The organism is Heyndrickxia vini (assembly GCF_016772275.1).
Taxonomy (GTDB): Bacteria; Bacillota; Bacilli; order Bacillales; family Bacillaceae_C; genus Heyndrickxia; species Heyndrickxia vini.
The window spans coordinates 3,979,902-4,000,643 of the sequence record NZ_CP065425.1; the positions used below are offsets into that span (position 1 = coordinate 3,979,902).

The following is a 20,742-nucleotide window of genomic DNA, read 5'->3' on the forward strand; positions in this document are numbered from 1 at the left end:
ATATGTTTAACATTTTATTAAGGGGTGATCGGATGGGGCTGTGTACCGTATTGGTGAATTAGCATCTTTGGCGAATGTTTCAAAAAGAACGATAGATTACTATACTAGTATTGGCTTATTGAAAGCGAGTCGCTCAAAGTCTAATTATCGAATATATGAAACAGACGCAATAGATGACTTGAAATTTATTGAAGACTGTAAAAAGCTGTCCCTGCCTCTTGATACAATTCGTGAAAAATTAGAAATCAAAAAAAGTACTACATTAGATGAAAAGTTACTTTTACAGCGGGTTGATTTTGTCCATCATCAATTAAAACAATTAAATAATGAGCTATCTGATTTAATTTTTGCGATTGAAAAACTAAATCAAGAAGAAAAGGAAGCATTTTACCAAAAGTTAATTTCAGAAAGTACTTGTTTAGTAAACTCTTTAAATTTAATAACAAAATAGGAGGTGACTCCTATCTCGTATTGTTACGGGATAGGTAAACTTATTTGGACGACATATTTAGGCTTGTGCTTATTTTTGTAATCATAGCACTTTCCGCATTTTTTGTTTCATCGGAATTTGCAATAGTAAAGGTAAGAAGTACGCGAATTGATCAACTAATCGAAGAAGGGAATAAAAACGCTCTTGCAACAAAAAAGATACTTTCTAATCTAGATGAATATTTATCTACAGTACAATTAGGAATTACAATACTTTCCCTTGTTTTAGGTTGGATAGGTGAAAAAACTGTTTCTGAGTTGCTTATGCCGGTATTTTCATTTGTGAATATAACTGGTCCATCTGTGCACGTTATCTCAACCATTCTTGCCTTTGTACTCATTACATTTGTTCACGTAGTTGTAGGTGAATTAGCACCGAAAACAGTGGCGATACAAAAGGCTGAAATGATTAGTTTATTAACATCTCGACCGCTTATCTTTATTCATCGCATATTATACCCATTTGTATGGCTTTTAAACAGTTCTTCCCGACTTGTGACAAGGCTATTTGGTCTTAAAGTAGTCAATGAGAATGAATTAGCACATACAGAAGAGGAATTGCGGATTATTGTTTCCGAGAGCTACAAGAGCGGTGAAATTAACCAATCTGAGTTTAAATATGTAAATAAAATATTTGAATTCGATAATCGAATTGCAAAGGAAATTATGGTACCACGAACAGAAATTACATCGCTTTCAAAAGAAGATTCTTTTGAAGAATTGTTACAAACCATTCGTGAGGAACGATTTACTCGCTATCCGGTCATCGACGGTGATAAAGACCACATTATCGGAATGGTAAATGCAAAAGAATTATTAACAGATTTACTTAATGATTCTAACCGATCCAATCCAACACTCAATTCATATATCCGCCCCATTATTCGAGTCATAGATACGATACCGATTCAGGAGTTGCTTGTAATGATGCAAAAGGAACGGATTCATATGGCTGTATTGATTGACGAGTATGGCGGAACTTCCGGTCTTGTGACAGTAGAAGATATTGTTGAAGAAATTGTTGGTGAAATCCGTGATGAATTCGACATGGATGAGGTACCGCTTATTCGAAAAGTAAAAGAAAATCATTATATAATTGATTCGAAAGTTTTAGTTTCTGAAGTGAACGATCTCCTTGGCACAAGTATCAATGATGAGGATATCGATACAATTGGTGGCTGGGTCTTAACCGAAAATTATGAAGCTAAACAGGGAGATATCATCGAATTTGAAAACTTTGATTTCACTATTAAGGAAATGGAAGACCTTCATGTAAAATATGTTGAAGTGAGAAAAAAACAAACGCAAGATGTCACGCTAAAAAAGCAGCTCCCAATCACTAATTCAGAAGCTGCACTATAATTAGAAAAAGCACAAGCACTGCATAGCAGTGCTTGTTTTATATTTCTTTATTATTAGTGTTGTCCTAGTACACCTTTTATCATCGCTGTTTTTTCGCAGCGTTTAAATACAACAATACCAAGAATAAGATATACTACAGCGTTAGCAACTAGTGATGTATAGTCGCCGATTGAAAAATTCATTAAACTTGAGTGGTGAATCATAATTCCTCTAGCCATATCCACCCCTTTTACTACAGGCAAAATCGTTAAATAAGGCATAGTTGAAAGCGGAGCAAAGGTCAGTCCCATTAATATAAACTGAAAAATCTGCAGGAAGGAACCAATCTGTTTAAAAATAATCGCTAATCCCGCAATCATGAAGCTTACACCGACCATACTTATCAATGTAAATATCAAAATTGGAAGAATAGACAGAACATCTACATTTAGCCAGGTATTTGTTGTTACCATCGATAAGTATAATAGAATGACAATCATGATAAGTTGAAGAATAGTTGAAGAGATGATTCGAGCAAGTAGAATTTTCCATGCCCCCATTGGTGACATATACATTTGCTCTAGTGTACCCAGTTGGGCTTCATTCATAATACTCCATCCAATCCCTTGCATCACCATCATAGCCAAGAACCAAAACAAATAATTCACAATTGTATTTTGTACATTAACCTCAACAGTGGATGGGTCGCCGACAATTTGAATGCCAAAAAACAGAAATAAAAAAATGGCGTAAAACGTGATAAGTTCACTAATTGTGTTCGGTAAGTACCTTTTTAAATAAATATATTCTCTTCGGAAGTTTGCCCTAAACAGATACAGCCACTTCATGCACCATTTCCCCCTTAACTATTTTCATAAAGACTTGCTCAAAGTCAATAATGGAACGATCTACTTTTTCAATGACTATATTTTCTTCCTTAAACAGTTCAATAACTTTATAAAAGTCATCACTGTGTTGAATTGTTACTGTCACAATCGATTGTCCGGAATTATTTGTTTCTGAATGTACAATAAAATGCTCCCCTATTTCTTCAAGGAATTGATGGGACACTATAGTTCCCAGTGTAAAGGTGTATGCCTTTGTATCAAAAAGTGAAAGCAAGTTGCTCACACTATCATCCGTAACAATTCTTCCTTCGTTTATAATTACGACCCGCTCACATATTTCTTGAACGACAGGCATATCATGCGAGCTTAACAAAATGGTTTTATTATATTCTTTCGCCACTTCTTTTAGTAAGTTTCTAATTTCATAGCTTATTTCCACATCTAGTCCTAATGTCGGTTCATCAAGGAAAATAATCTCTGTATCAGCAAGGATTGCAATTGCAATTGAGAGTTTTTGTTGCATTCCCCTTGATAACGAATTCACTAATTCATTTGCCTTTTGTGTCAAATTTAGCCGTTCGAGAAGCTCATCGACTTTATCTGATATTTCCTTTTTCGACAATCCTCGATTTCCTGAGAAATATTCCATGTTTTCTCGCACCGTCATTCGCCAATAAAGATTCCTATTTCCTTCTAATACTGCGGAAATATGTCGAAGTGCTTTTAGCCTATGTTTCACCATATCGATTCCATTAATCGTCACCGTTCCTTCATTTGGTAACAAAAGACCGCACATCATTATTTTAATCGTCGTTGTTTTTCCTGCTCCATTTGGCCCAAGCAAACCGATAACTTCCCCTTTTTTTACTTGTAGTGAAATCCCCTTTACTGCTTCAATTACTTCATTTGATTTTCTCTTTTTATAACTCTTTTTTAAATGTTGAATGTCAATGACAAATTCCATACGTACACCCCTAATCGCAATTTTCTGTATTTATTATACAATATTCTCACCCATTGTTTTCCACCTTAAGACTGATTTTATATTGGTCTACGAATCGTCTTAAATGGCATCATAAGAAATTGGCAAAAAAAATAAGCCCGATAAATGAACGGACTTATTTTATAATATGAATTGTGATTCAGCGTCAGTGCCTAGACCCTCAAGGTATGAACAAGGCGCCTACGCTTTTCTATTAGTGATGTAGTTTCGGATATTTTGGGATGTTTTTTACGTCTTCTAATACTTTGAAGATTTCTAGTCGGGATTTTGTTTTTGATAGTTTTACCCCAATTTCCGCAAAGTTAGTAATTACCTTCTTCAGTTTATCATGATCTCTTTTCAAGGAAGATCACCTCTTCGAATTTAACATCTTTTATTATTTTACCCTAAACTAGTAATGATGTATATTGATTTCAAAAAATTTTAACACTTTGTTCACTTTTCTAGACTAATTAGGATGAAGATTCCATTCTAGTTTCTTTCTTTACCACCATTTTCTCTTTACTCATTACAAAGATAAATAAAAATGCTAATCCTGCTGGAACCAACCCCCACATAAATGTATGAGCAATGGATGAGGATAAAGCAGTTGTGATTTTTTCTAAAATTTCTGTTGGAATATGTGTACGTGCCTGCTCATTTAGAAGTGCATTCGGATCGATGGCTGCTCCTTTTGGCATTTGGCCCAACCCAGAAAATATATTATCCATTTTATTGGCAAATATATTTTTTTGAATCATTCCAAAGATTGTGATTCCTATCGTCATTCCTAAAGAACGAATAAAATTACTTGTTGATGTTGCCGAGCCCCGTTGCTCCATCCCAAAGTTATGGATTGCTGCCATTTGAAGTACTGAAAAGGAGAAACCTACACCAAGGCCGGTAATAATCATATAAATAGTAAGCACGAATCGTTTTGTTTCAGGAGTGATTGTTGTAAGTAAAAACATCCCAACTATAGTGATTACTCCTGAAATAAACATGATGCTACGATAACTTAGTTTCGTTGTCAAAAATCCACCTAATTGTGCAGTTATAACCGACCCTAGCATCATTGGTAGTAAGATTAATCCGGAGTTTGTTGCACTACCTCCGTATACCCCTTGAATAAACATCGGAATAAATAGTGTAGCAGTCATGAATGCTGCTCCATAAAATAGTGCTACTAGTGTACTACCCGCAAATAGACGCTGTTTAAACATTGGAAATGAAATAATAGGCTCCGAAACTCTTTTTTCAACCAAAATGAAGATAATTGACAAAACAACAAAACTAGCAAATAGACTGATGATTGTCGTTGAATCCCAAGCATACTTCTTCCCGCCCAATTCTAAAGCAAACATAAGGCAAACGACTGCACCAACTAGTGTGATAGCACCCCACCAATCAATTTTCTGTTTCACATGCTGTTTTGATTCATGATAGAACAATGTAACAAATACAAGTGCAAGAATGCCTAATGGTAGATTAATTAAAAACACCCAATGCCAACTGATATAATCAGTAATATAAGCACCGATAAGCGGGCCGAAAATACTTGATAATCCAAAAACAGCTCCAAACAATCCACCCATTTTCCCCCGATTTTCCGGTGGAAAAATATCAAAAACAATGGTAAATGCGATTGGAACTAATGCTCCTCCTCCAATCCCTTGAATGGCACGATAAATACTAAGTTGAGTTATGTTTCCCGCTGTTGCACAAAGGATAGAACCAATCATAAACAAAATTAATCCCATCATAAAAAATCTCTTTCTGCCAAACATATCTGATAATTTACCAAATATCGGCATACCAGCCATTTCAGCTACCATATAGGCGGATACCACCCAAACAAAGCTTTCTAGCCCGCCTAAATCTCCCACAATCGTGCCCATCGCAGTAACAACAATGGTATTATCCATCGATGCCATTAGTATTCCTAACAATAGACCTGCTACCACAAATCCTATTTTACTTTTATTATCAACCATAGATTCCTCTCCTCTACTATATTTTTTTATTTTCTTTTACAGTCGATGTCTTATGTTGCTTGAAGTTTTCTTTATATTCAACTATCCCAATTTCACATCCAGGTCCAATTTCTATTTTATTTCCGCGAACAACTTTCGCATTCGTATATTCTAAATATATGATATCTCCCTCAATCATTTCTGTTGTCATTTTCCCAAATTGTTTGCTTAAACCAAGAAATGAAGGTTTTTTACGGATTGTAATTGATTCTCCACCAATTTCTGTTACTCTGCTTTCCCCATATTTCATGCCAATGTTAATATTCCCCGCATTTAATAGTCCGCCAATTTGAAACCCACCATCTAATTGAAAGATTTCTACTTCACAATTCTCCTTAACAGATAGACCTCCTTTGACCTCTACTTTTTCTCCATAAAGATTCCCGTCTATTTCTCCATTTCCACGAATTAAAATATGATGACCTGATATATCACCATTAATGTCCATCGTTCCATTTATTTTTACTATATTTGATTTCAAATTTTCCTTTATATCGACGGTTCCATAAATAATAAATGATTCAGCTTTGACGTTCCCTAATAATTCGCTATTTCCATGCGTTTTGAATTCTTGGCAATCTATATCACTGGTTACCGTTCCATCTCCTTTTATTTTTACCTTTGCATAGTGACCACCCGAATAGCTTCCTGAACCAAATATATTTAGATTCCTTCGCTCCATTCTTCTTCCTCCTATCCTCAAGTTGTACTATAACTTAATGCATTTCTTCACATTTGAACCTTTATCTATAGAAGATTCTTCATAGTATTCAACTAAATCTATTTCACAATTGTTGCCAATCGTAACATTGTTTCCCCGAACAATTTTTGCACGGACCCCCTCCAGATAGATATCATCGCCTTCAATAGTGTCGGTTATTAGTCGGGTAGGAAACAATGAACGGAATAACTTTATTAATCCATATGGTTTTTGCCGAATTCTTATGGACTGACCGCCAATCTCCTTTACTTTACATTCACCGTAAAGGGCTATATCAATTTCTTCAGCGTTTAAAAGACCACCAATTGTAAACAATCCTTCTGTAACAAATTCCTCCGTCTCGCAGTCACCACCGATAATTGCCTTTCCGTTTATTTTAATTTTATCCCCTTTCACTGTACCTCCAAGTGAGCAATGTCCGGAAATTCTAAGTGATTCATGTGAAATGTTTCCGCCTAATGAAGCATGACCATCAACCGTAATATCCCTTGCAACAATATTGCCATTGATTTTCCCTTTACCGTTTATTCGTACGGTCTCGGCCGTCACATTGCCATTTAATGTTCCTAATCCATTGCAGTCATACACCTTACATTCAACATCTCCATCAATTGTACCTTTACCATTTAATACAACATCTTCAAATCGACCACCATTCGATCTTCCAAAACCATTAATCACTAAATCGTTTTTCCTACCCAACCCCATGATCAATTCCTCCATTACGTCCATTTTGATTTTAATTCTTCCAAACAACTAGCTAATGAAAGGCGAACGATAATTTTTGTTCCCTTTTCAAAGAAAAGTTCATCATTATTCGACGCAAGAAAACAGGTTGACATTCCTAATTTTCGAATAAAAATTAACTCCGCTGTTTTGGATTCTACTTTCCGATAATGCTCCAGAAGTACATCGAGAACCATTCTTCCTTCATCCAGATTAATGTTCCCCGACTGAAGCATCTTTTCAAGAATGTAAATCGTTAGTGTTTGTTCAAAAGAAAATTCATCTAACTGACCGATATTCTCAATAAAAAAGTCCATAACAGGCTTAGATGAGATTCTTCTTTTTAAAATTTCTTCATAACTAAGACTTACATTTGTTAAATCTGGAGAAAATACATCAGCTAATTCGTCTAAAGATAAGTTTTCCTTCATTAATTGAATTTTTTCAATTCTTTCTAATATCTTTACTTTAGGGAAAAATGTCTCTTGCCCTGTAAAAGTTGATTTCCGAATAAACCATTCTTCCGGTATTAAATTTTTTCTTTTCCATCGATACAATTGCCCATAGGAGATTCCTGTCAGGTCTAACAAGTCCTTTTTGGATATCAAATCTTGACTCATCACATAACGCTCCTTTCATGAAATCAATGTAACATAACACTGTTACGTTACGCAAATGTTTTTTACAACGACTAAAAATGTCTTTTTTGGTTGATATAATATGAACCTCATACAAAGGTTGTTTTTGGGAATGAACTGTTCCTTTCCGTGGGAATCTTTTAGGGCATAAACAAAAAACAGCATGGCACAAACGCCACACTGTTTCGCTCTTCACATTATTCTCTTAACATTGTTTTACACCTATATGGTTCCCTTGATTCGATTATATCCTTCCACCAGTCCTTGGACTAACTCGCTAACTGTTATATTTTTGCTTAATCTAGGGCTCTGTCCAGACCATAATGACATGAAGTTAGGATTGTTTTGTTCCCCCGCAGCTTTGCGAATATCCTTTGTTAAAGAATTTTGAATAGGATAACTCGGAATATCCCCTTCATACACACTCATCTCTTCAATAAAACGATTATTGATACCCCTGGCATTTTTACCTGAAAAAGAAGCTGTTATTACCATTTCCTCTTCAGATGCTTCGAGGATTGCAGCTTTATGCAAGCTGTGTGCACCACTTTCTTTGCAAGTTAAAAAAGCCGTTCCCATTTGCACCCCTTGTGCACCTAAACTGCGGGCTGCCATTATTCCCCTTTCATCCATTATTCCCCCTGCGGCTATGACTGGGATATTTACTTGGTCAACGACTTGAGGAATGAGAGATATTAATCCGATCATACTACTCTCTGGTTTTTCAAGAAATGTACCACGGTGTCCACCCGCTTCGCTGCCTTGTACGACGATTGCGTCCATTCCCGCTTTCTCCCCAAATTGTGCCTCCTTTACTGTTGTTGCCGTTCCCATTAAAAAGATTTTTGCTTCTTTCAGCTGTTTCACAATTGGTTCCGGAGGTAATCCAAATGTAAAAGTACAGATAGGAACACACTCTTCTATGATGATATTTATTTGCTCTTCAAATACATTTTTATTACCTATTGTTTGCCCCGCAATTGGAAGATTTAATTCTTCACGATACTTTTGTAAATGCTTATTCATTTTTAAGATTTCCACTTCATTCGCTACATTTTCTTCCGGCACAAACAAATTAACCCCAAACGTATGAGATGTAAGTGACTTAACCTCACGTATGATTTCCCTCGTTTGTTCTGCATTTAAGTAACCTGCTCCGATCATACCAATTCCGCCAGCATTTGAAACAGCTGCAACTAGTTCTGGTGTTGTAATTCCACCAGCCATAGGTGCTTGTATAATGGGATAGTCTATATGTAAAGTTTTGGTCAAGATATTGTGAAACATTGTAATTCTCCCCCTTTCGTTACTTCTAATTATTGTACCAATCCCAGTATTTAAATTAAACTAATTGTTAATTTTTGACTAAAATATATCTTTCGAGCTAATTCAACATATAATACTTATTTTTTTGAAAGGTTGTAATATTTATGTAAAATAAGATAGAATAATGGTAGATATTTTACCTGACGGGGGTTTATGCATGGTCTACCAATCTCGTATTTTTCACTTATTTAAACCGAAGACTACTTTCTTTCAATTAGGTAAAGCAGAAGTCATTTATGGACTAAAAATGAGACTGTTTTTAATGATATTATTTAGTGCAGTAATTTTTGCATTGGAAGGTTTAATGGGGATTGGATCTACCTCCATTTCGAGAACTCTTACTATTGATCCAAAAGGAGTATTCGAATGGCACAAGGCTCTCTTCGTCATGGGAAAAATACTTTCAGGTATTATTTATTCCATTGGCATATTGTACATCGCTCCGCTTGCATTCAGTGTATTTGCAGATGTATCCTATCGTAAACTAGTAGTAATACAGGTATTTGTATTATTTATCCTCTTAATTGAACACATTACCTATTTTCCCCTTGTTTTATGGCTTGACTTGGACTGGTATTCTTCTCCGCTTTCTTTCGGAGTAATTGGTCAATACATTACAACCACTCCATTTCTAATTGCATTATTAGGTAGTCTATCTATCTTTAAGATTTGGGGAATTTATATTCAATATAAAGGTTTATGCTCCCTTTCAGAAAAAAAACGTGTACCTTTGCTTATATTAGTGATCGTCGTCAACCTTATATTCTGGGGTATCATATCATTACTTACCGATATCGATTTTTATCGTTTATTTTAATGTGGGGTGAATCGTTATGAAGAAATGGACTTTTTTATTAATAGCCTTTGCCCTACTATTTATAGCGGTAAATGTGTATTTAATAGAAAAAAAGAATAATAAAATCGCACGTTTACATTACGTTTCGAAATGGGAAACCGTAAAACAAAATCATTTAATTGAATCATTTACCAGCGATGGAGTTGTCATACCATCTGAAACACAATATTTCTATGTTGATAAAGAGGCAGGTTTTAACCAGTTTTTAGTCAAAGAAGGAGATACAGTTGAGACGGGCACTCCTTTATTTGATTATTCCTCTTCAAATATTGAGAAACAAAAAAGGGTACTGGATACGGAAATTGATCGAATCGAACAGGAAATTGAAAGTATTGATACTCATCTGCAAAATCTGTCCTCTTTATTGTCCGATGCAGAAAAGGATGAAGCAGCACAAGTAAAGACAAATAAAAAGGGTGAGAAGTCAACTTCCATTCCAAAGACCATCTCTTATTCCATTAAAATTGAGATCAACCAAAAGGAGCTAGAAAAAGAAAAACTTGAACAACAGCTTAAGCAATATGAAGAGCAAAAAAACAACTATGACAGTGAAGCCAAAAATCTAACAATTGTCAGCAACACTTCCGGGATCGTCAAAAACATTTCATACAATTTAAAAAATCCTGTTCTTACAATTGTCTCTACATCGCCCGTTATTCAAGGAGCATTAACAGAGGAGCAACTATCCCGAGTGGCAAGTGGTATGAAAACAATCTCCACTTCCAAACTATTTAAAGGGAAAATTACCGGTGTTATTGAGAAGATTTCCACTTCACCTGAAAACAAACCAAAAGTTGAAGAAAAATCACTATACCCTTATGAAATTTCTTTAGATGATTTCGAACAAAAACTACATGAAGGCTACCATGTAAACACCCAAGTGATTACAAAAGAAATAAGTAATGCAACAGTTATTAATAAAGGCAGTATGTTCACACAGAATAAGAAACATTATATTTGGGTTCTAAATAAAGGTATAATAGAAAAGAAACCAATCACTCTTGGCTTTCAAATAAATGATAAGCAACAGATTAATAGCGGAGCACGGGTCGGGGATTTTTATATTAATAAACCGGAATCCATTAGGCAATCAGGTCGATTCATCACCCCTCTTAACATAGAGGATATTAACAAAAAGTCAATCAAACAAGTAAAGTGGAAATCCACACTAAAATATGTGACAATTGGAATCTTGCAGAAATAGGAGATAAAAGTGCCGTCTAAGGCACTTTTTTTCATACGAAGAATATTTTTTCGCCAATCTCAAAACCTAAAGTATTAACAGGTTGAGGTGAATTTTATGATGAAAAAAGTCTTTATTGCCATGTTATTTCTATTTCCAACGTCACTATCCTCCATCCACGCAGATAATCAAAAGCCAAAAAATGTTATCTTTATGGTTATGGATGGAACAAATTCCGATGTTGTAACCCTTGCAAGGTGGTATAAAGGAAGTCCACTTTCGCTAGACGACATTTTAGTAGGAGGTGTCCAAACATATTCATTACGATCTGGAATCACCGATTCAGCAGCAGCTGCGACTGCAATGGCTGTAGGAAAAAAGACTAATGAAGATATGATTGGAATGATTCCCTTTTTGGACAAAAACAATGGATTTGTAGCAAGACCAACCGTCAATATACTAGAAGCAGCTAAAATCATGGGCCTGTCCACTGGACTTATTTCTACTTCCCCTATTCAACATGCAACACCCGCTGCTTTCTCTGCACATTCTACATCTCGAAATGATTATGATGATATTGCTGAACAACAAGTTCATCAAGGAATCAACGTTGTATTAGGAGGCGGAAAAATAGCCCTCCTTCCAAAAAATCCGGATCAAAATCAACTTCCCCAACAACCAATGGGGATCGGTTCAGCATTGCCACAATATCGAAAAGACGGTGAAAACCTAATTCAGACAATTAAAAAGAAGGGCTATCACTATATCGAAACAAAGGAACAATTAAAAAATATATCAGGCACAAAAGTATGGGGCAGCTTCGCAAAGGAAGATATTGCTTATGAAATTGATCGTGAACAACTAGCACCTAAGCAGCCTTCCCTAGCAGAGATGACGAAAAGTGCAATAGAACTCTTGTCAAAGCAAAAGAAAGGTTTCTTTTTATTTGTGGAAGGCAGCAAAATTGATTGGGCCGCACATAAAAATGACCCCATTGGAATGATAAGTGAGGTACTATCTTTTGATGAAGCTGTTAAGGAAGCCCTAAGTTTTGCCAAAAACGATAAAAATACATTACTAATCGCTGTAACGGATCACGGGAACAGTGGTCTCACAATGGGAAATGGCGATACAAGACAATCGTATTATAAAACACCTGTGCAAAATTTCATAAACCCGCTAAAAAAGGCAAAATACTCACTAGCTGGCGCAATGTCTCAATTGAATACTGATCACACCAATATTAAACAGGTAGCTAAATCATATGGGTTAGATCCGTTATCCCAGCAAGAATTTACTCGCTTAAAAAAGGCAAAAGATTTGGAAGAAGAAATGGTCAGTCAATTAGCTAAACGCGCACATTTAGGATTTACTACAAGAGGACATACCGGTGAAGATGTTTTCTTGTATGCATACGGGCCGAGTAAACCAGTTGGGCTCATCAATAATACAGAAATCCCGAAAATCATAGCTAAGTTTTTAAAGATTCCTTCCTTTAATAGACTGAATCATTCCCTTTTTATTAATGCAAACGAGTATTACAAAAACAAGGGATATGAAACGAAAATTGATCTGACAGCGAAGGAAAATCCCATTTTCATTGCAAAAAAGGGCGAAACAACGATTACCTATCCCGCAAATAAAAACATTAAAGTTTTTAATGAAAATGTTGTAGAATTAAAAGGGATTACGATATTTAACGGAAGTAACTTTTGGATTAGTCTTGATTAGGGAGGTTCGATAATCACATGAGCAAAGAGATAAAACAGTATGGAGAACAGCTACAAGTATTATTAGACCCTGCTAGTGATATCCACCAAAAGCTTGTCCAAAAAGGATTATTACTATATCGACAACAACTTGTTTACAATAAAAAAATATCACCGACAGAAATTGTGGGCAAAGTGCAGGATGTAACCCCTGTCCAAGTAACTTTGAAATTAGAAAATCCCGCATCCAGTCATTGTACCTGCCCCAAAGAAGGGATATGCCGCCATCAACTAGCACTTTTCTTTTCTGCTTATAGTGAAGATGGAAGTGTTTTTGAATGGATCCAAGATTGGAAAAGAGAAGAATCTGCGACAAATATTTTAGATCAGATAAAAAGAGGCAGTGATCTATTAAAAGAAAAGACGCCTGTTACCCTGGATAGAGTAGAGGCGTGGTTGGCACGATTTCAATCTGCCTATCGAGGGATTGATCCTAGGAATGAATTTGTCCTTGAAGTGACCTGTAAGAATAAATACCGCGGTTTGATCGAGTACGCTCCTGTTGAAAGAGAGTGGAAACCACTCTATCAACTGTTTGCTGCATATGAATCGATGAAAATAGTGAATCAGTTATGCTCTCAATACCATATTCGGACGTTTAAAAGATTTTTCGAATTCATGCTTGATGAAGCTGACGAAGCTTTAAAAATATTAACAGTATCTGCTGCACCATTTGCATTTGATCCATACTTAAGCTATTTACGGGAAGACAGTATTTTTTTATTAAAAGAGTCATCTTATTATGAATATGAATTAGTAGAGTTGTATCAGTTGCTTTGGACTTTTTTATTTAAACAATCAATCTGGCGTAAATTAGAATACAATCGATTATCCGATTTAGTAAAAACAGATAATGGAAATCGCATAAAAATCGGGTTCATTCATCTCGCCATTTTGTCCGGATATGATGAAGTAGCGATCGATGAAATTCAACATTATGGGGAAGAAATTACTTCTTTCTCATCCTTTTGGCTAAAATACTTAAATGAACAAAAGCTATACAATCGCCTTTATTTATACTTAAACACGATTGCCGCTTTCGTACCATCCTATTTAGAACACGCTAGTGAATATGACCGTTACGCATTCATTCGATCATTTTTTCAGTATATTAATGAGGGAATGCTAGCAGAGCAAAATCCACTTTTATTAGAAAAAATATATATTCAAACATTGCCGCATACATATTATCAGTATAGTGACTATTTATTTACAAAAGGGAAATTTAAAGAGTGGGTGGAACTGCAACAATATAAAGGAATTGAGCTAGAGTTTATCGATCGTGCACGACTTGAAACAATAGGAAAAGGCCAACCTCACTTACTTATGCCGATTTACCATGAAGCCATCGAAAATATGATTGCTGAACGAAATCGGGATTCTTATAAAAAGGCAGTAAGATATTTAAAAAAGCTCCGAATCCTCTATAAAAAACAAAAAACGTCCGATATATGGGAACGCTTTTTTGAAAGCTTGTTACTCAAAACGAAACGCTTGCGTGCGTTTCACGAAGAATGTAAAAGGGGCAAATTGATTCATGCTTAAAACTAGGTTGCTACATGTAGTAATAGAAAAATGTGAAGATGGAAAGTTTTTTATCCATGCTACTGATGAAAACGGAATTCATGTGAGTCCCACAGATTGGAAGCGCCAATTATTTATCTGGCACAAAGAAAGCTTTTTTGGTACATCTCTGTCGCTCGAACAACATCATTCAATCGAAGGAGTGAAAGTGACTAGTTGGGAGCTCCTCACCCTATTAGCCACGGAGAGTTTCAGTTCCATAATCCAGTGGGAGTGGGATGAACTCGGGCAAATGCTCTTATCCACCGCTTTTACAATGCATGAAGCTATTATCAAAGGAAGTTTCTCCCCTGTTTTTACACAAGATAAGCAAATGATTCAATGGCCACTTCCTTCACTCGTTATTGATGATTTCCATGATTCATTCTGGGAACAAACATTCAATGATAGGACTGTTCAATCGATCATCGGAAATTGGTTTCAGTCAGCCGTAGACCACTATTTTCAAACAAAACCTGAAATAAGTGATAAGATTAATCACCTATTGACCTCCGGACTATCTGCAGAAGAGTTAACTTTGTATTTTGATGAGGTAAGCTTTCAAAAATGGCTAGGGATAGAAAATGATCGTCCATTTGAGATTGGGCTTCGGCTTTCCGAACCAGAGGAAGACCACGATAGTTGGAAACTAGAGACTGTATTGCGTGACCGTGGCTTGCCAGACCGTTTATATTCAATGAAGGATTCCCCTGCTAGATGGAAACCATTTATCGCTGAGGTTTCGGAGGAATATCATCGTTGGTTAAAGCTTTTTCCTTGGTTAAAAGGTGTTAACGGCTTGACTGAAGAATTAGATGAAGACCAAGCATGGCTTTTTTTAACTGAAGCAAGTGAAAAATTACACGTATTGGGAGTTGAGATATTATTGCCTTCATGGTGGATGGCAATGAAAGATGCCCAAATAGCAGTGAAAGCGAAAATGAAACAAACGAACACTAGTCACTCTCCGTCCTTTGTTGGTTTAAATGCTATGATTGATTTTGACTGGCGATTATCAGTTAATGGTTCGGAGCTTTCAGAAGATGACTTTCAGCAGTTAATCGAGAGCCAAAGAAAATTAATTAAATTAAATGGCCAATGGGTTCGCTTTGATCCAAAAATGATCAAACAGATTCAAGATTTAATGAAGCGAGCAAAAAAAGAAGGGTTAACAGTACGAGACATTTTTGAACAAGAATTAATCATCGATGATGTAGAAGTAGATGAAGATTTTAATCCAAAAGCGTTTGCCAAAATTCAAATCGAATTAAATCGGTCTATAAAAAAATTAATTCAACAGCTTACGGATTTAACGAATATTCCACAACTTCCCGTACCTAATGAGTTTCAAGGGCATTTACGTCCCTACCAAGTACAAGGATATAGTTGGTTAGCCTTTTTAAGGAAATTTCATTTTGGGGCCATTCTAGCTGATGATATGGGGTTAGGGAAAACCATTCAGCTTATAGCGTATTTATTACATGTAAAAAAATTTAGTAAGTCGAATGCTCCTTCCCTAATCATTTGTCCAACCTCTGTGCTCGGCAATTGGCAAAAGGAGTTCGTACGCTTTGCACCAAATTTAAACGTCATTCTTCATTATGGACCAAATCGTCCGAAAGGGGATTATTTTGGTGAATCTTTAAAAGATGCTGATGTCATTCTCACCACGTATGGCTTATCCCATTTAGATTTTGACGAGTTATCTGGTGTTGACTGGAGCACGGTAGCAATTGACGAAGCACAAAATATTAAAAATTCCGGAACAAAGCAATCTCGTGCAATTAGAAAACTAAATGGGGAGCACAAAATTGCCCTGACAGGGACACCGATGGAAAACCGTTTATCAGAATTGTGGTCAATATTTGATTTCACGAATCATGGCTTTCTTGGTACTTTTTCGCAATTTCAAAAGAAGTATATTCTCCCGATTGAAAAGGATGGCTTAGAAGGAAAGATACGGGAACTGCAATCACTTATTCGGCCATTTTTATTAAGAAGAACAAAGCAAGATCCCGAAGTTGAACTAAATTTACCGGATAAGATAGAAGAAAAAGAATATTGCCCATTAACAACCGAACAAGCTTCTCTTTACGAGCAGCTCATCCGTGATACATTTGATCAAATTGAAACATTATCAAGCTTTGAGCGTAAAGGTCTTATTTTAAAAATGCTCAATCATTTAAAACAACTTTGTAATCATCCCGCTTTATATTTGAAAGAGGAAAGACCAAATAATGTAGTAAAACGGTCCCATAAAATTGAAAAGCTCATTGAACTGCTAACGTCAGTACTCGACGCAAACGAGGGATGTTTAATTTTTACTCAGTATATAGGAATGGGGAAAATTATTCAGGAAACATTGAATTCCCATTTTAATTTAGATGTACCATTTTTAAATGGTAGCATGCCTAAAGCCAAACGTGATGAATATGTGCAATCCTTTCAAAATGGAGAGTTCCCTATTTTTCTAATCTCTCTAAAAGCCGGGGGAACTGGGTTGAATTTAACAGCTGCAAATCATGTCATTCATTTTGATCGCTGGTGGAACCCTGCTGTTGAAAATCAAGCGACTGACCGTGTCTATCGAATTGGTCAAAGCCGTTTTGTTCATGTTCATAAATTCATTACAACCGGTACATTAGAAGAGAAAATTGATGCAATGCTCGAAAAGAAACAAGCATTAAATGATGAAATTATCCAAAGCGATAATTGGATCACTGAGCTTTCGAATATTGAGCTACAAGATTTATTAGCACTATCCTAATTTTGAATAATACTAATTTTATATGCAAAAAAATGACCAGCACGAATGTGTCTGGTCTCAATTTTTTTGGGGACTATGAGGAAACGAAACTGTTACTTATCTCTGATGAGGATTGTTAGGAGTAAATAGATGAATGGTCGTTCCTATGAAACATTTTTTCTTGATAATGTGTGGTCATTCTGATGATTGTTCAGTAGTTGATTTTCTAAATGAGTGGTTTGTATGGAGAGATTAAACACCCTCTGATTGGCTCTTCCTAAAATGAGAATTAGGTCTTCAACTAAGCTCTCTAATTTTTCTATTCTTTGTTTTAAGTCTTCCATTATCTAATCCCTTCTTTATTAAGTTGTTATATGGAGCTCCCTATCTTCCGAAGGTTTTCCACCTAAAAATTTTACCGAATCGGCAACTACCTCAGTCACATACACCTTCTTCCCATCCTGATTTTCATAATTTCTCGTTTGAATCTTTCCAACAACGCCTAGAATGGACCCTTTCGTACAATATTTCGCTGTATTTTCGGCGGCCTTATTCCATAGTGTACATAAGACAAAATCAGCATCATATTCACCGGCACTATTCTTATATTGCCTATTAAGTGCAAGTGTAACATTCATTACCGCTTTCCCTTCCAGCGTATAACGAAGCTCAGGTTTTTTTGTTAACCTGCCAACTAAGGTCACTTGATTTAACAAAAATATATCCTCCTTTCGTTTTCTGTTATTATCATAGCCTGATTTTCATATATGGTAAAATTGGGGAAATGGCGTTTTTTGTTCACTGAATTATTGAAAATACAAATTTGTGCAAGATTTATTCTTTATTTTAGTATGAGTTTCCTATTTAAAAAACGTTTTTAGGCATTTTTAATTTTTATTTTCATATGAGAGATGTATTTTCTTCATTCAAAGATAGTGTGATATAATTTGTTTTAAATATGGAGGAGGAGTTTAAATGAAAACCTTCAAAATTGTTTCTTTACAAATCGTTGATGATGGAAATATGATGAATATCCCTTTAGAAGATGGCTTAATCATTAATAAAGAAGACGGGAAAGCAACTTGGCTAATAGAGGCATACACGGATAGTAAATTTTATGATTATTTTCGCATAATACAGCAAAAAAACGAAGATGTTGATGTCCAAGTAATTATCACTCATGAGGGCAATGACCCTGCCCCATTTAGCACACATATTCGAGGGATAAAAAAATTCGAAAAAAATATAAGCGTATTACTTGAAGGACATCTAAATGTGAAACGAAGTAAATATGCCGAGTTATTACTAACTGAATTAGTCAATGAAGGTTATAGCGGGGATGAATTAGTGCAGGAATTTTCAAACCGCTTAAAGAAAAAGACGCGCTTTGCCGTTCCAAAAAGTAAGATATAACAGGAACAAAACTGCAATATTTAGACAAGCACCCTCTCCCTCAAAAGAAATGAAAAAGGTGCTCGTAATGGATCGTTTATTTATTTTTATCCTTGTCTTTATTGGGATTGGTGTTCATATTTAAGTCTGTATCTTCTTTATCAATTTTATTGTCTGTGTCATTTGTATTATCGTCGTGTAAATCAGTTTTATTATTATTTAGATCGCTATTATCTAAATTGTTATTTTTCACGTCTGGAGTATTATTATCATTTACGTCATTTTTGTCCACATCATTTACTCCGTTATTATCGTTAGGTGGCGGTGGCTTTTGGTCATTGTTTGCACAGCCAAATAGTAGCATGGTTGCAAGAAGTGAACCTCCTACTATTTTCAATAGTTTACCCATATTATTAATCACCTTTTTCATATTGTTTTTCGGGACCATAATTTCGGTCTGACATTAATATTCCCTCACAATACAAATGAATACAAAAAAAGAGATTTGTTTTCACAAATCTCTTTCAAAAAGTTACTTACCTAGCGCAAACATCATTTCTGTTTCGCAAACTAATTCACCATTCACTGTTGCTACACCTTTTCCTTTACCAATCGGCCCTTTAAAACGAATCATTTCCACTTCAAGTCTTAATTGGTCACCAGGCTTTACTTGACGCTTAAAGCGACAGTTATCAATTCCAGTAAAAAAGGCAAGTCGCCCTCTATTTTCTTCCTTTTTTAGCATGGCTACTGCACCGACTTGTGCAAGAGCTTCAACGATTAGTACACCCGGCATAACTGGATATTCAGGAAAATGTCCATTAAAAAAGTCTTCATTACCAGTTACATTTTTTACTCCAACAGCACTTTTGCCTTCTTCTACTTCTAAAATTTGATCGATAAGTAAAAAAGGATAGCGATGTGGAATAATCTCTTTAATTTGTTGAATATCTAACATTGAAAAAAACCTCCAAACTAAATTAAAAAAGAAAGGGTGTCCACCCTTTCCTATTTTTTGTTCACTAAATCAATTATATGGGTCCAGGTAGATTTTTTCAATGCGTCCATCGGTTTTCCATCTCCAATTACTCCATAACCAATAATAACACCAAGTATCAAACTTATGAACAAAGTAAAGACAACGATTATCACCCTTAACCAAATTGGGAATAGTCGAACACGTACCTTCTTATTTTCTTTTGGTGATTTCTTTACTTTTTCTTTTTTAAATTGTTCACGTGTCTTTGGATTGTGTTGGATTTCCTTTTCCGTCATTGAATTAACCCCTTTTAACGAATACCATTAATTAGACCCATCATTTGATCTGACATCGTAATAGCTTTCGATTGAAATTGATATGAGCGTTGAACATTAATCAAGTCTGTCATTTCTTTTCCTGTATCGACATTAGATGCCTCAAGTGAACCTTGTTTCATTGATATTTGATTTCTTAATTGACCCGTCATCTCGGTTAAAACATCATTGATGTTTGTATTCGTAGTTTCGGGAATACCTAGGAGATTTTCTCCCTTTTGTTCAAGAAACTGAGGTTTTTTTACCGACACCATGCCTAAATTAGCTGTTTGTTGTTCGCCATTTGTTAATTTAACAGTAATCTTTCCGTTATCCGAAATGGCATAGTCCTTTGCATTTTTGTTAAAAATAATCATCTGATTATTTTCATCTAGTACTGGATAACCACTATTGTTGACCAGGACCACTTCATTCGTACCCATCGGTGAGAATGAAAAGTTTCCATCACGTGTATAACAAATTTCATTTTTTCCATTATTATTTGTCAACACTTTAAAGAATTGCTTTTCATTCATTAAAGCTACATCTAACGGTCTGCCCGTTTCTTTAAGATTTCCCTGGGTCAATACAAGCTGGGATTGTGCCATTTTTGCACCTGTCCCTAAACGTATTTCTGTAGGCGTTAGTCTACCTATTTCGTCGTTTTTATTCGGCTGATTATTAAAGGATTGCGCTAAAAGGTCTGTAAAAGTAACTTCCCTTTTTTTAAACCCATTTGTATCTGCATTGGCCATATTATTACTAATAATATCAAGTTGTTTTTGCAGTTGATTCATTGTATTAGATGCGATTATCATTGATCTATTCACAATTCG

At 35.5% G+C, this 20,742-nt stretch carries 22 protein-coding genes; 8 read left to right on the forward strand and 14 right to left on the reverse strand.

The annotated features are described in order from the left end of the window. The first annotated feature begins 67 nt into the window (after positions 1-67). Positions 68-451, forward strand: a complete 384-nt coding sequence (locus I5776_RS19775; protein WP_246483850.1) for a MerR family transcriptional regulator — start codon at positions 68-70, stop codon at positions 449-451. Positions 452-516: 65 nt separating this feature from the next. Beyond that, entirely contained in the window at positions 517-1,851 is a 1,335-nt protein-coding gene (locus I5776_RS19780) for a hemolysin family protein (RefSeq protein ID WP_246483851.1), read from the forward strand. A gap of 53 nt (positions 1,852-1,904) precedes the next feature. On the opposite strand, the gene I5776_RS19785 is transcribed toward I5776_RS19780, so the two are convergent. The 8 genes from I5776_RS19785 to I5776_RS19820 all read right to left on the reverse strand — a co-directional run bounded on the left by I5776_RS19785 (position 1,905) and on the right by I5776_RS19820 (position 9,065). Further along, on the reverse strand, positions 1,905-2,678 hold the full coding sequence (locus I5776_RS19785; protein ID WP_202778206.1) for an ABC transporter permease: 774 nt from the start codon (positions 2,676-2,678) through the stop codon (positions 1,905-1,907). Beyond that, positions 2,656-3,642, reverse strand: coding sequence for an ABC transporter ATP-binding protein (locus I5776_RS19790; RefSeq protein ID WP_202778207.1), 987 nt, complete (start codon positions 3,640-3,642; stop codon positions 2,656-2,658). The genes I5776_RS19785 and I5776_RS19790 overlap by 23 nt, the downstream gene beginning before the upstream one ends. 232 nt (positions 3,643-3,874) lie before the next feature. After that, positions 3,875-4,024, reverse strand: coding sequence for an Lmo0850 family protein (locus tag I5776_RS19795; protein WP_165797707.1), 150 nt, complete (start codon positions 4,022-4,024; stop codon positions 3,875-3,877). A gap of 109 nt (positions 4,025-4,133) precedes the next feature. Further along, the gene (locus I5776_RS19800; RefSeq protein ID WP_202778208.1) at positions 4,134-5,654 is read right to left on the reverse strand and encodes an MDR family MFS transporter; all 1,521 of its coding nucleotides are present in this window, start codon (positions 5,652-5,654) and stop codon (positions 4,134-4,136) included. Between the two features lie 16 nt (positions 5,655-5,670). Further along, on the reverse strand, positions 5,671-6,375 hold the full coding sequence (locus I5776_RS19805; RefSeq protein ID WP_202778209.1) for a polymer-forming cytoskeletal protein: 705 nt from the start codon (positions 6,373-6,375) through the stop codon (positions 5,671-5,673). A 27-nt stretch (positions 6,376-6,402) separates the two neighbouring features. Further along, positions 6,403-7,122, reverse strand: a complete 720-nt coding sequence (locus I5776_RS19810) for a bactofilin family protein (protein WP_202778210.1) — start codon at positions 7,120-7,122, stop codon at positions 6,403-6,405. A 14-nt stretch (positions 7,123-7,136) separates the two neighbouring features. Further along, the gene (locus I5776_RS19815; protein ID WP_202778211.1) at positions 7,137-7,760 is read right to left on the reverse strand and encodes a YhbD family protein; all 624 of its coding nucleotides are present in this window, start codon (positions 7,758-7,760) and stop codon (positions 7,137-7,139) included. A gap of 240 nt (positions 7,761-8,000) precedes the next feature. Further along, positions 8,001-9,065 (reverse strand): NAD(P)H-dependent flavin oxidoreductase, encoded by a 1,065-nt coding sequence (locus I5776_RS19820; RefSeq protein ID WP_202778212.1) that lies wholly within the window; start codon positions 9,063-9,065, stop codon positions 8,001-8,003. Between the two features lie 196 nt (positions 9,066-9,261). On the opposite strand from I5776_RS19820, the gene I5776_RS19825 reads away from it, so the two are divergent. From I5776_RS19825 to I5776_RS19845, 5 genes are all read left to right on the forward strand, one after another. Continuing rightward, positions 9,262-9,921: a hypothetical protein gene (locus I5776_RS19825; protein WP_202778213.1), complete on the forward strand. Its 660-nt coding sequence runs from the start codon at positions 9,262-9,264 to the stop codon at positions 9,919-9,921. A 16-nt stretch (positions 9,922-9,937) separates the two neighbouring features. Next, positions 9,938-11,164, forward strand: coding sequence for an efflux RND transporter periplasmic adaptor subunit (locus I5776_RS19830; RefSeq protein ID WP_202778214.1), 1,227 nt, complete (start codon positions 9,938-9,940; stop codon positions 11,162-11,164). Positions 11,165-11,260: 96 nt separating this feature from the next. Beyond that, positions 11,261-12,874 (forward strand): alkaline phosphatase, encoded by a 1,614-nt coding sequence (locus I5776_RS19835; RefSeq protein ID WP_202778215.1) that lies wholly within the window; start codon positions 11,261-11,263, stop codon positions 12,872-12,874. Between the two features lie 17 nt (positions 12,875-12,891). Beyond that, entirely contained in the window at positions 12,892-14,457 is a 1,566-nt protein-coding gene (locus tag I5776_RS19840; RefSeq protein WP_202778216.1) for an SWIM zinc finger family protein, read from the forward strand. Further along, positions 14,450-17,242 (forward strand): DEAD/DEAH box helicase, encoded by a 2,793-nt coding sequence (locus tag I5776_RS19845; protein WP_202778217.1) that lies wholly within the window; start codon positions 14,450-14,452, stop codon positions 17,240-17,242. The genes I5776_RS19840 and I5776_RS19845 overlap by 8 nt, the downstream gene beginning before the upstream one ends. Before the next feature lie 143 nt (positions 17,243-17,385). Here I5776_RS19845 and I5776_RS19850 read toward each other — a convergent pair whose 3' ends face one another. Continuing rightward, positions 17,386-17,565, reverse strand: coding sequence for a hypothetical protein (locus tag I5776_RS19850; RefSeq protein ID WP_202778218.1), 180 nt, complete (start codon positions 17,563-17,565; stop codon positions 17,386-17,388). A gap of 18 nt (positions 17,566-17,583) precedes the next feature. Further along, entirely contained in the window at positions 17,584-17,937 is a 354-nt protein-coding gene (locus tag I5776_RS19855) for a single-stranded DNA-binding protein (protein ID WP_202778219.1), read from the reverse strand. 259 nt (positions 17,938-18,196) lie between these two features. Here I5776_RS19855 and I5776_RS19860 point away from each other — a divergent pair, with 259 nt between their 5' ends. Next, positions 18,197-18,634 carry a YwpF-like family protein gene (locus I5776_RS19860; protein WP_202778220.1) on the forward strand — a complete coding sequence of 146 codons (438 nt, stop codon included), beginning with the start codon at positions 18,197-18,199 and terminating at the stop codon, positions 18,632-18,634. 76 nt (positions 18,635-18,710) lie between these two features. Here I5776_RS19860 and I5776_RS19865 read toward each other — a convergent pair whose 3' ends face one another. From I5776_RS19865 to I5776_RS19880, 4 genes are all read right to left on the reverse strand, one after another. Further along, positions 18,711-19,061 carry a hypothetical protein gene (locus tag I5776_RS19865; protein ID WP_202778221.1) on the reverse strand — a complete coding sequence of 117 codons (351 nt, stop codon included), beginning with the start codon at positions 19,059-19,061 and terminating at the stop codon, positions 18,711-18,713. A gap of 84 nt (positions 19,062-19,145) precedes the next feature. Then, the gene (gene fabZ / locus I5776_RS19870) at positions 19,146-19,571 is read right to left on the reverse strand and encodes a 3-hydroxyacyl-ACP dehydratase FabZ (protein ID WP_066231207.1); all 426 of its coding nucleotides are present in this window, start codon (positions 19,569-19,571) and stop codon (positions 19,146-19,148) included. 50 nt (positions 19,572-19,621) lie between these two features. Then, positions 19,622-19,888: a DNA-directed RNA polymerase subunit beta gene (locus tag I5776_RS19875; RefSeq protein ID WP_202778222.1), complete on the reverse strand. Its 267-nt coding sequence runs from the start codon at positions 19,886-19,888 to the stop codon at positions 19,622-19,624. Between the two features lie 14 nt (positions 19,889-19,902). Next, positions 19,903-20,736, reverse strand: coding sequence for a flagellar hook-basal body protein (locus I5776_RS19880; protein WP_202778223.1), 834 nt, complete (start codon positions 20,734-20,736; stop codon positions 19,903-19,905). Positions 20,737-20,742 lie beyond the last annotated feature (6 nt).

Coding starts and splice junctions, on each gene's coding strand:
- I5776_RS19840 (WP_202778216.1), top strand. CDS start 12,892: ATGAGCAAAGAGATAAAACAGTATGGAGAACAGCTACAAGTATTATTA.
- I5776_RS19835 (WP_202778215.1), top strand. CDS start 11,261: ATGATGAAAAAAGTCTTTATTGCCATGTTATTTCTATTTCCAACGTCA.
- I5776_RS19800 (WP_202778208.1), bottom strand. CDS start 5,654: ATGGTTGATAATAAAAGTAAAATAGGATTTGTGGTAGCAGGTCTATTG.
- I5776_RS19825 (WP_202778213.1), top strand. CDS start 9,262: ATGGTCTACCAATCTCGTATTTTTCACTTATTTAAACCGAAGACTACT.
- fabZ (WP_066231207.1), bottom strand. CDS start 19,571: ATGTTAGATATTCAACAAATTAAAGAGATTATTCCACATCGCTATCCT.
- I5776_RS19785 (WP_202778206.1), bottom strand. CDS start 2,678: ATGAAGTGGCTGTATCTGTTTAGGGCAAACTTCCGAAGAGAATATATT.
- I5776_RS19820 (WP_202778212.1), bottom strand. CDS start 9,065: ATGTTTCACAATATCTTGACCAAAACTTTACATATAGACTATCCCATT.
- I5776_RS19805 (WP_202778209.1), bottom strand. CDS start 6,375: ATGGAGCGAAGGAATCTAAATATATTTGGTTCAGGAAGCTATTCGGGT.
- I5776_RS19860 (WP_202778220.1), top strand. CDS start 18,197: ATGAAAACCTTCAAAATTGTTTCTTTACAAATCGTTGATGATGGAAAT.
- I5776_RS19850 (WP_202778218.1), bottom strand. CDS start 17,565: ATGGAAGACTTAAAACAAAGAATAGAAAAATTAGAGAGCTTAGTTGAA.
- I5776_RS19830 (WP_202778214.1), top strand. CDS start 9,938: ATGAAGAAATGGACTTTTTTATTAATAGCCTTTGCCCTACTATTTATA.
- I5776_RS19815 (WP_202778211.1), bottom strand. CDS start 7,760: ATGAGTCAAGATTTGATATCCAAAAAGGACTTGTTAGACCTGACAGGA.
- I5776_RS19845 (WP_202778217.1), top strand. CDS start 14,450: ATGCTTAAAACTAGGTTGCTACATGTAGTAATAGAAAAATGTGAAGAT.
- I5776_RS19810 (WP_202778210.1), bottom strand. CDS start 7,122: ATGGGGTTGGGTAGGAAAAACGATTTAGTGATTAATGGTTTTGGAAGA.
- I5776_RS19865 (WP_202778221.1), bottom strand. CDS start 19,061: ATGGTCCCGAAAAACAATATGAAAAAGGTGATTAATAATATGGGTAAA.
- I5776_RS19790 (WP_202778207.1), bottom strand. CDS start 3,642: ATGGAATTTGTCATTGACATTCAACATTTAAAAAAGAGTTATAAAAAG.
- I5776_RS19875 (WP_202778222.1), bottom strand. CDS start 19,888: ATGACGGAAAAGGAAATCCAACACAATCCAAAGACACGTGAACAATTT.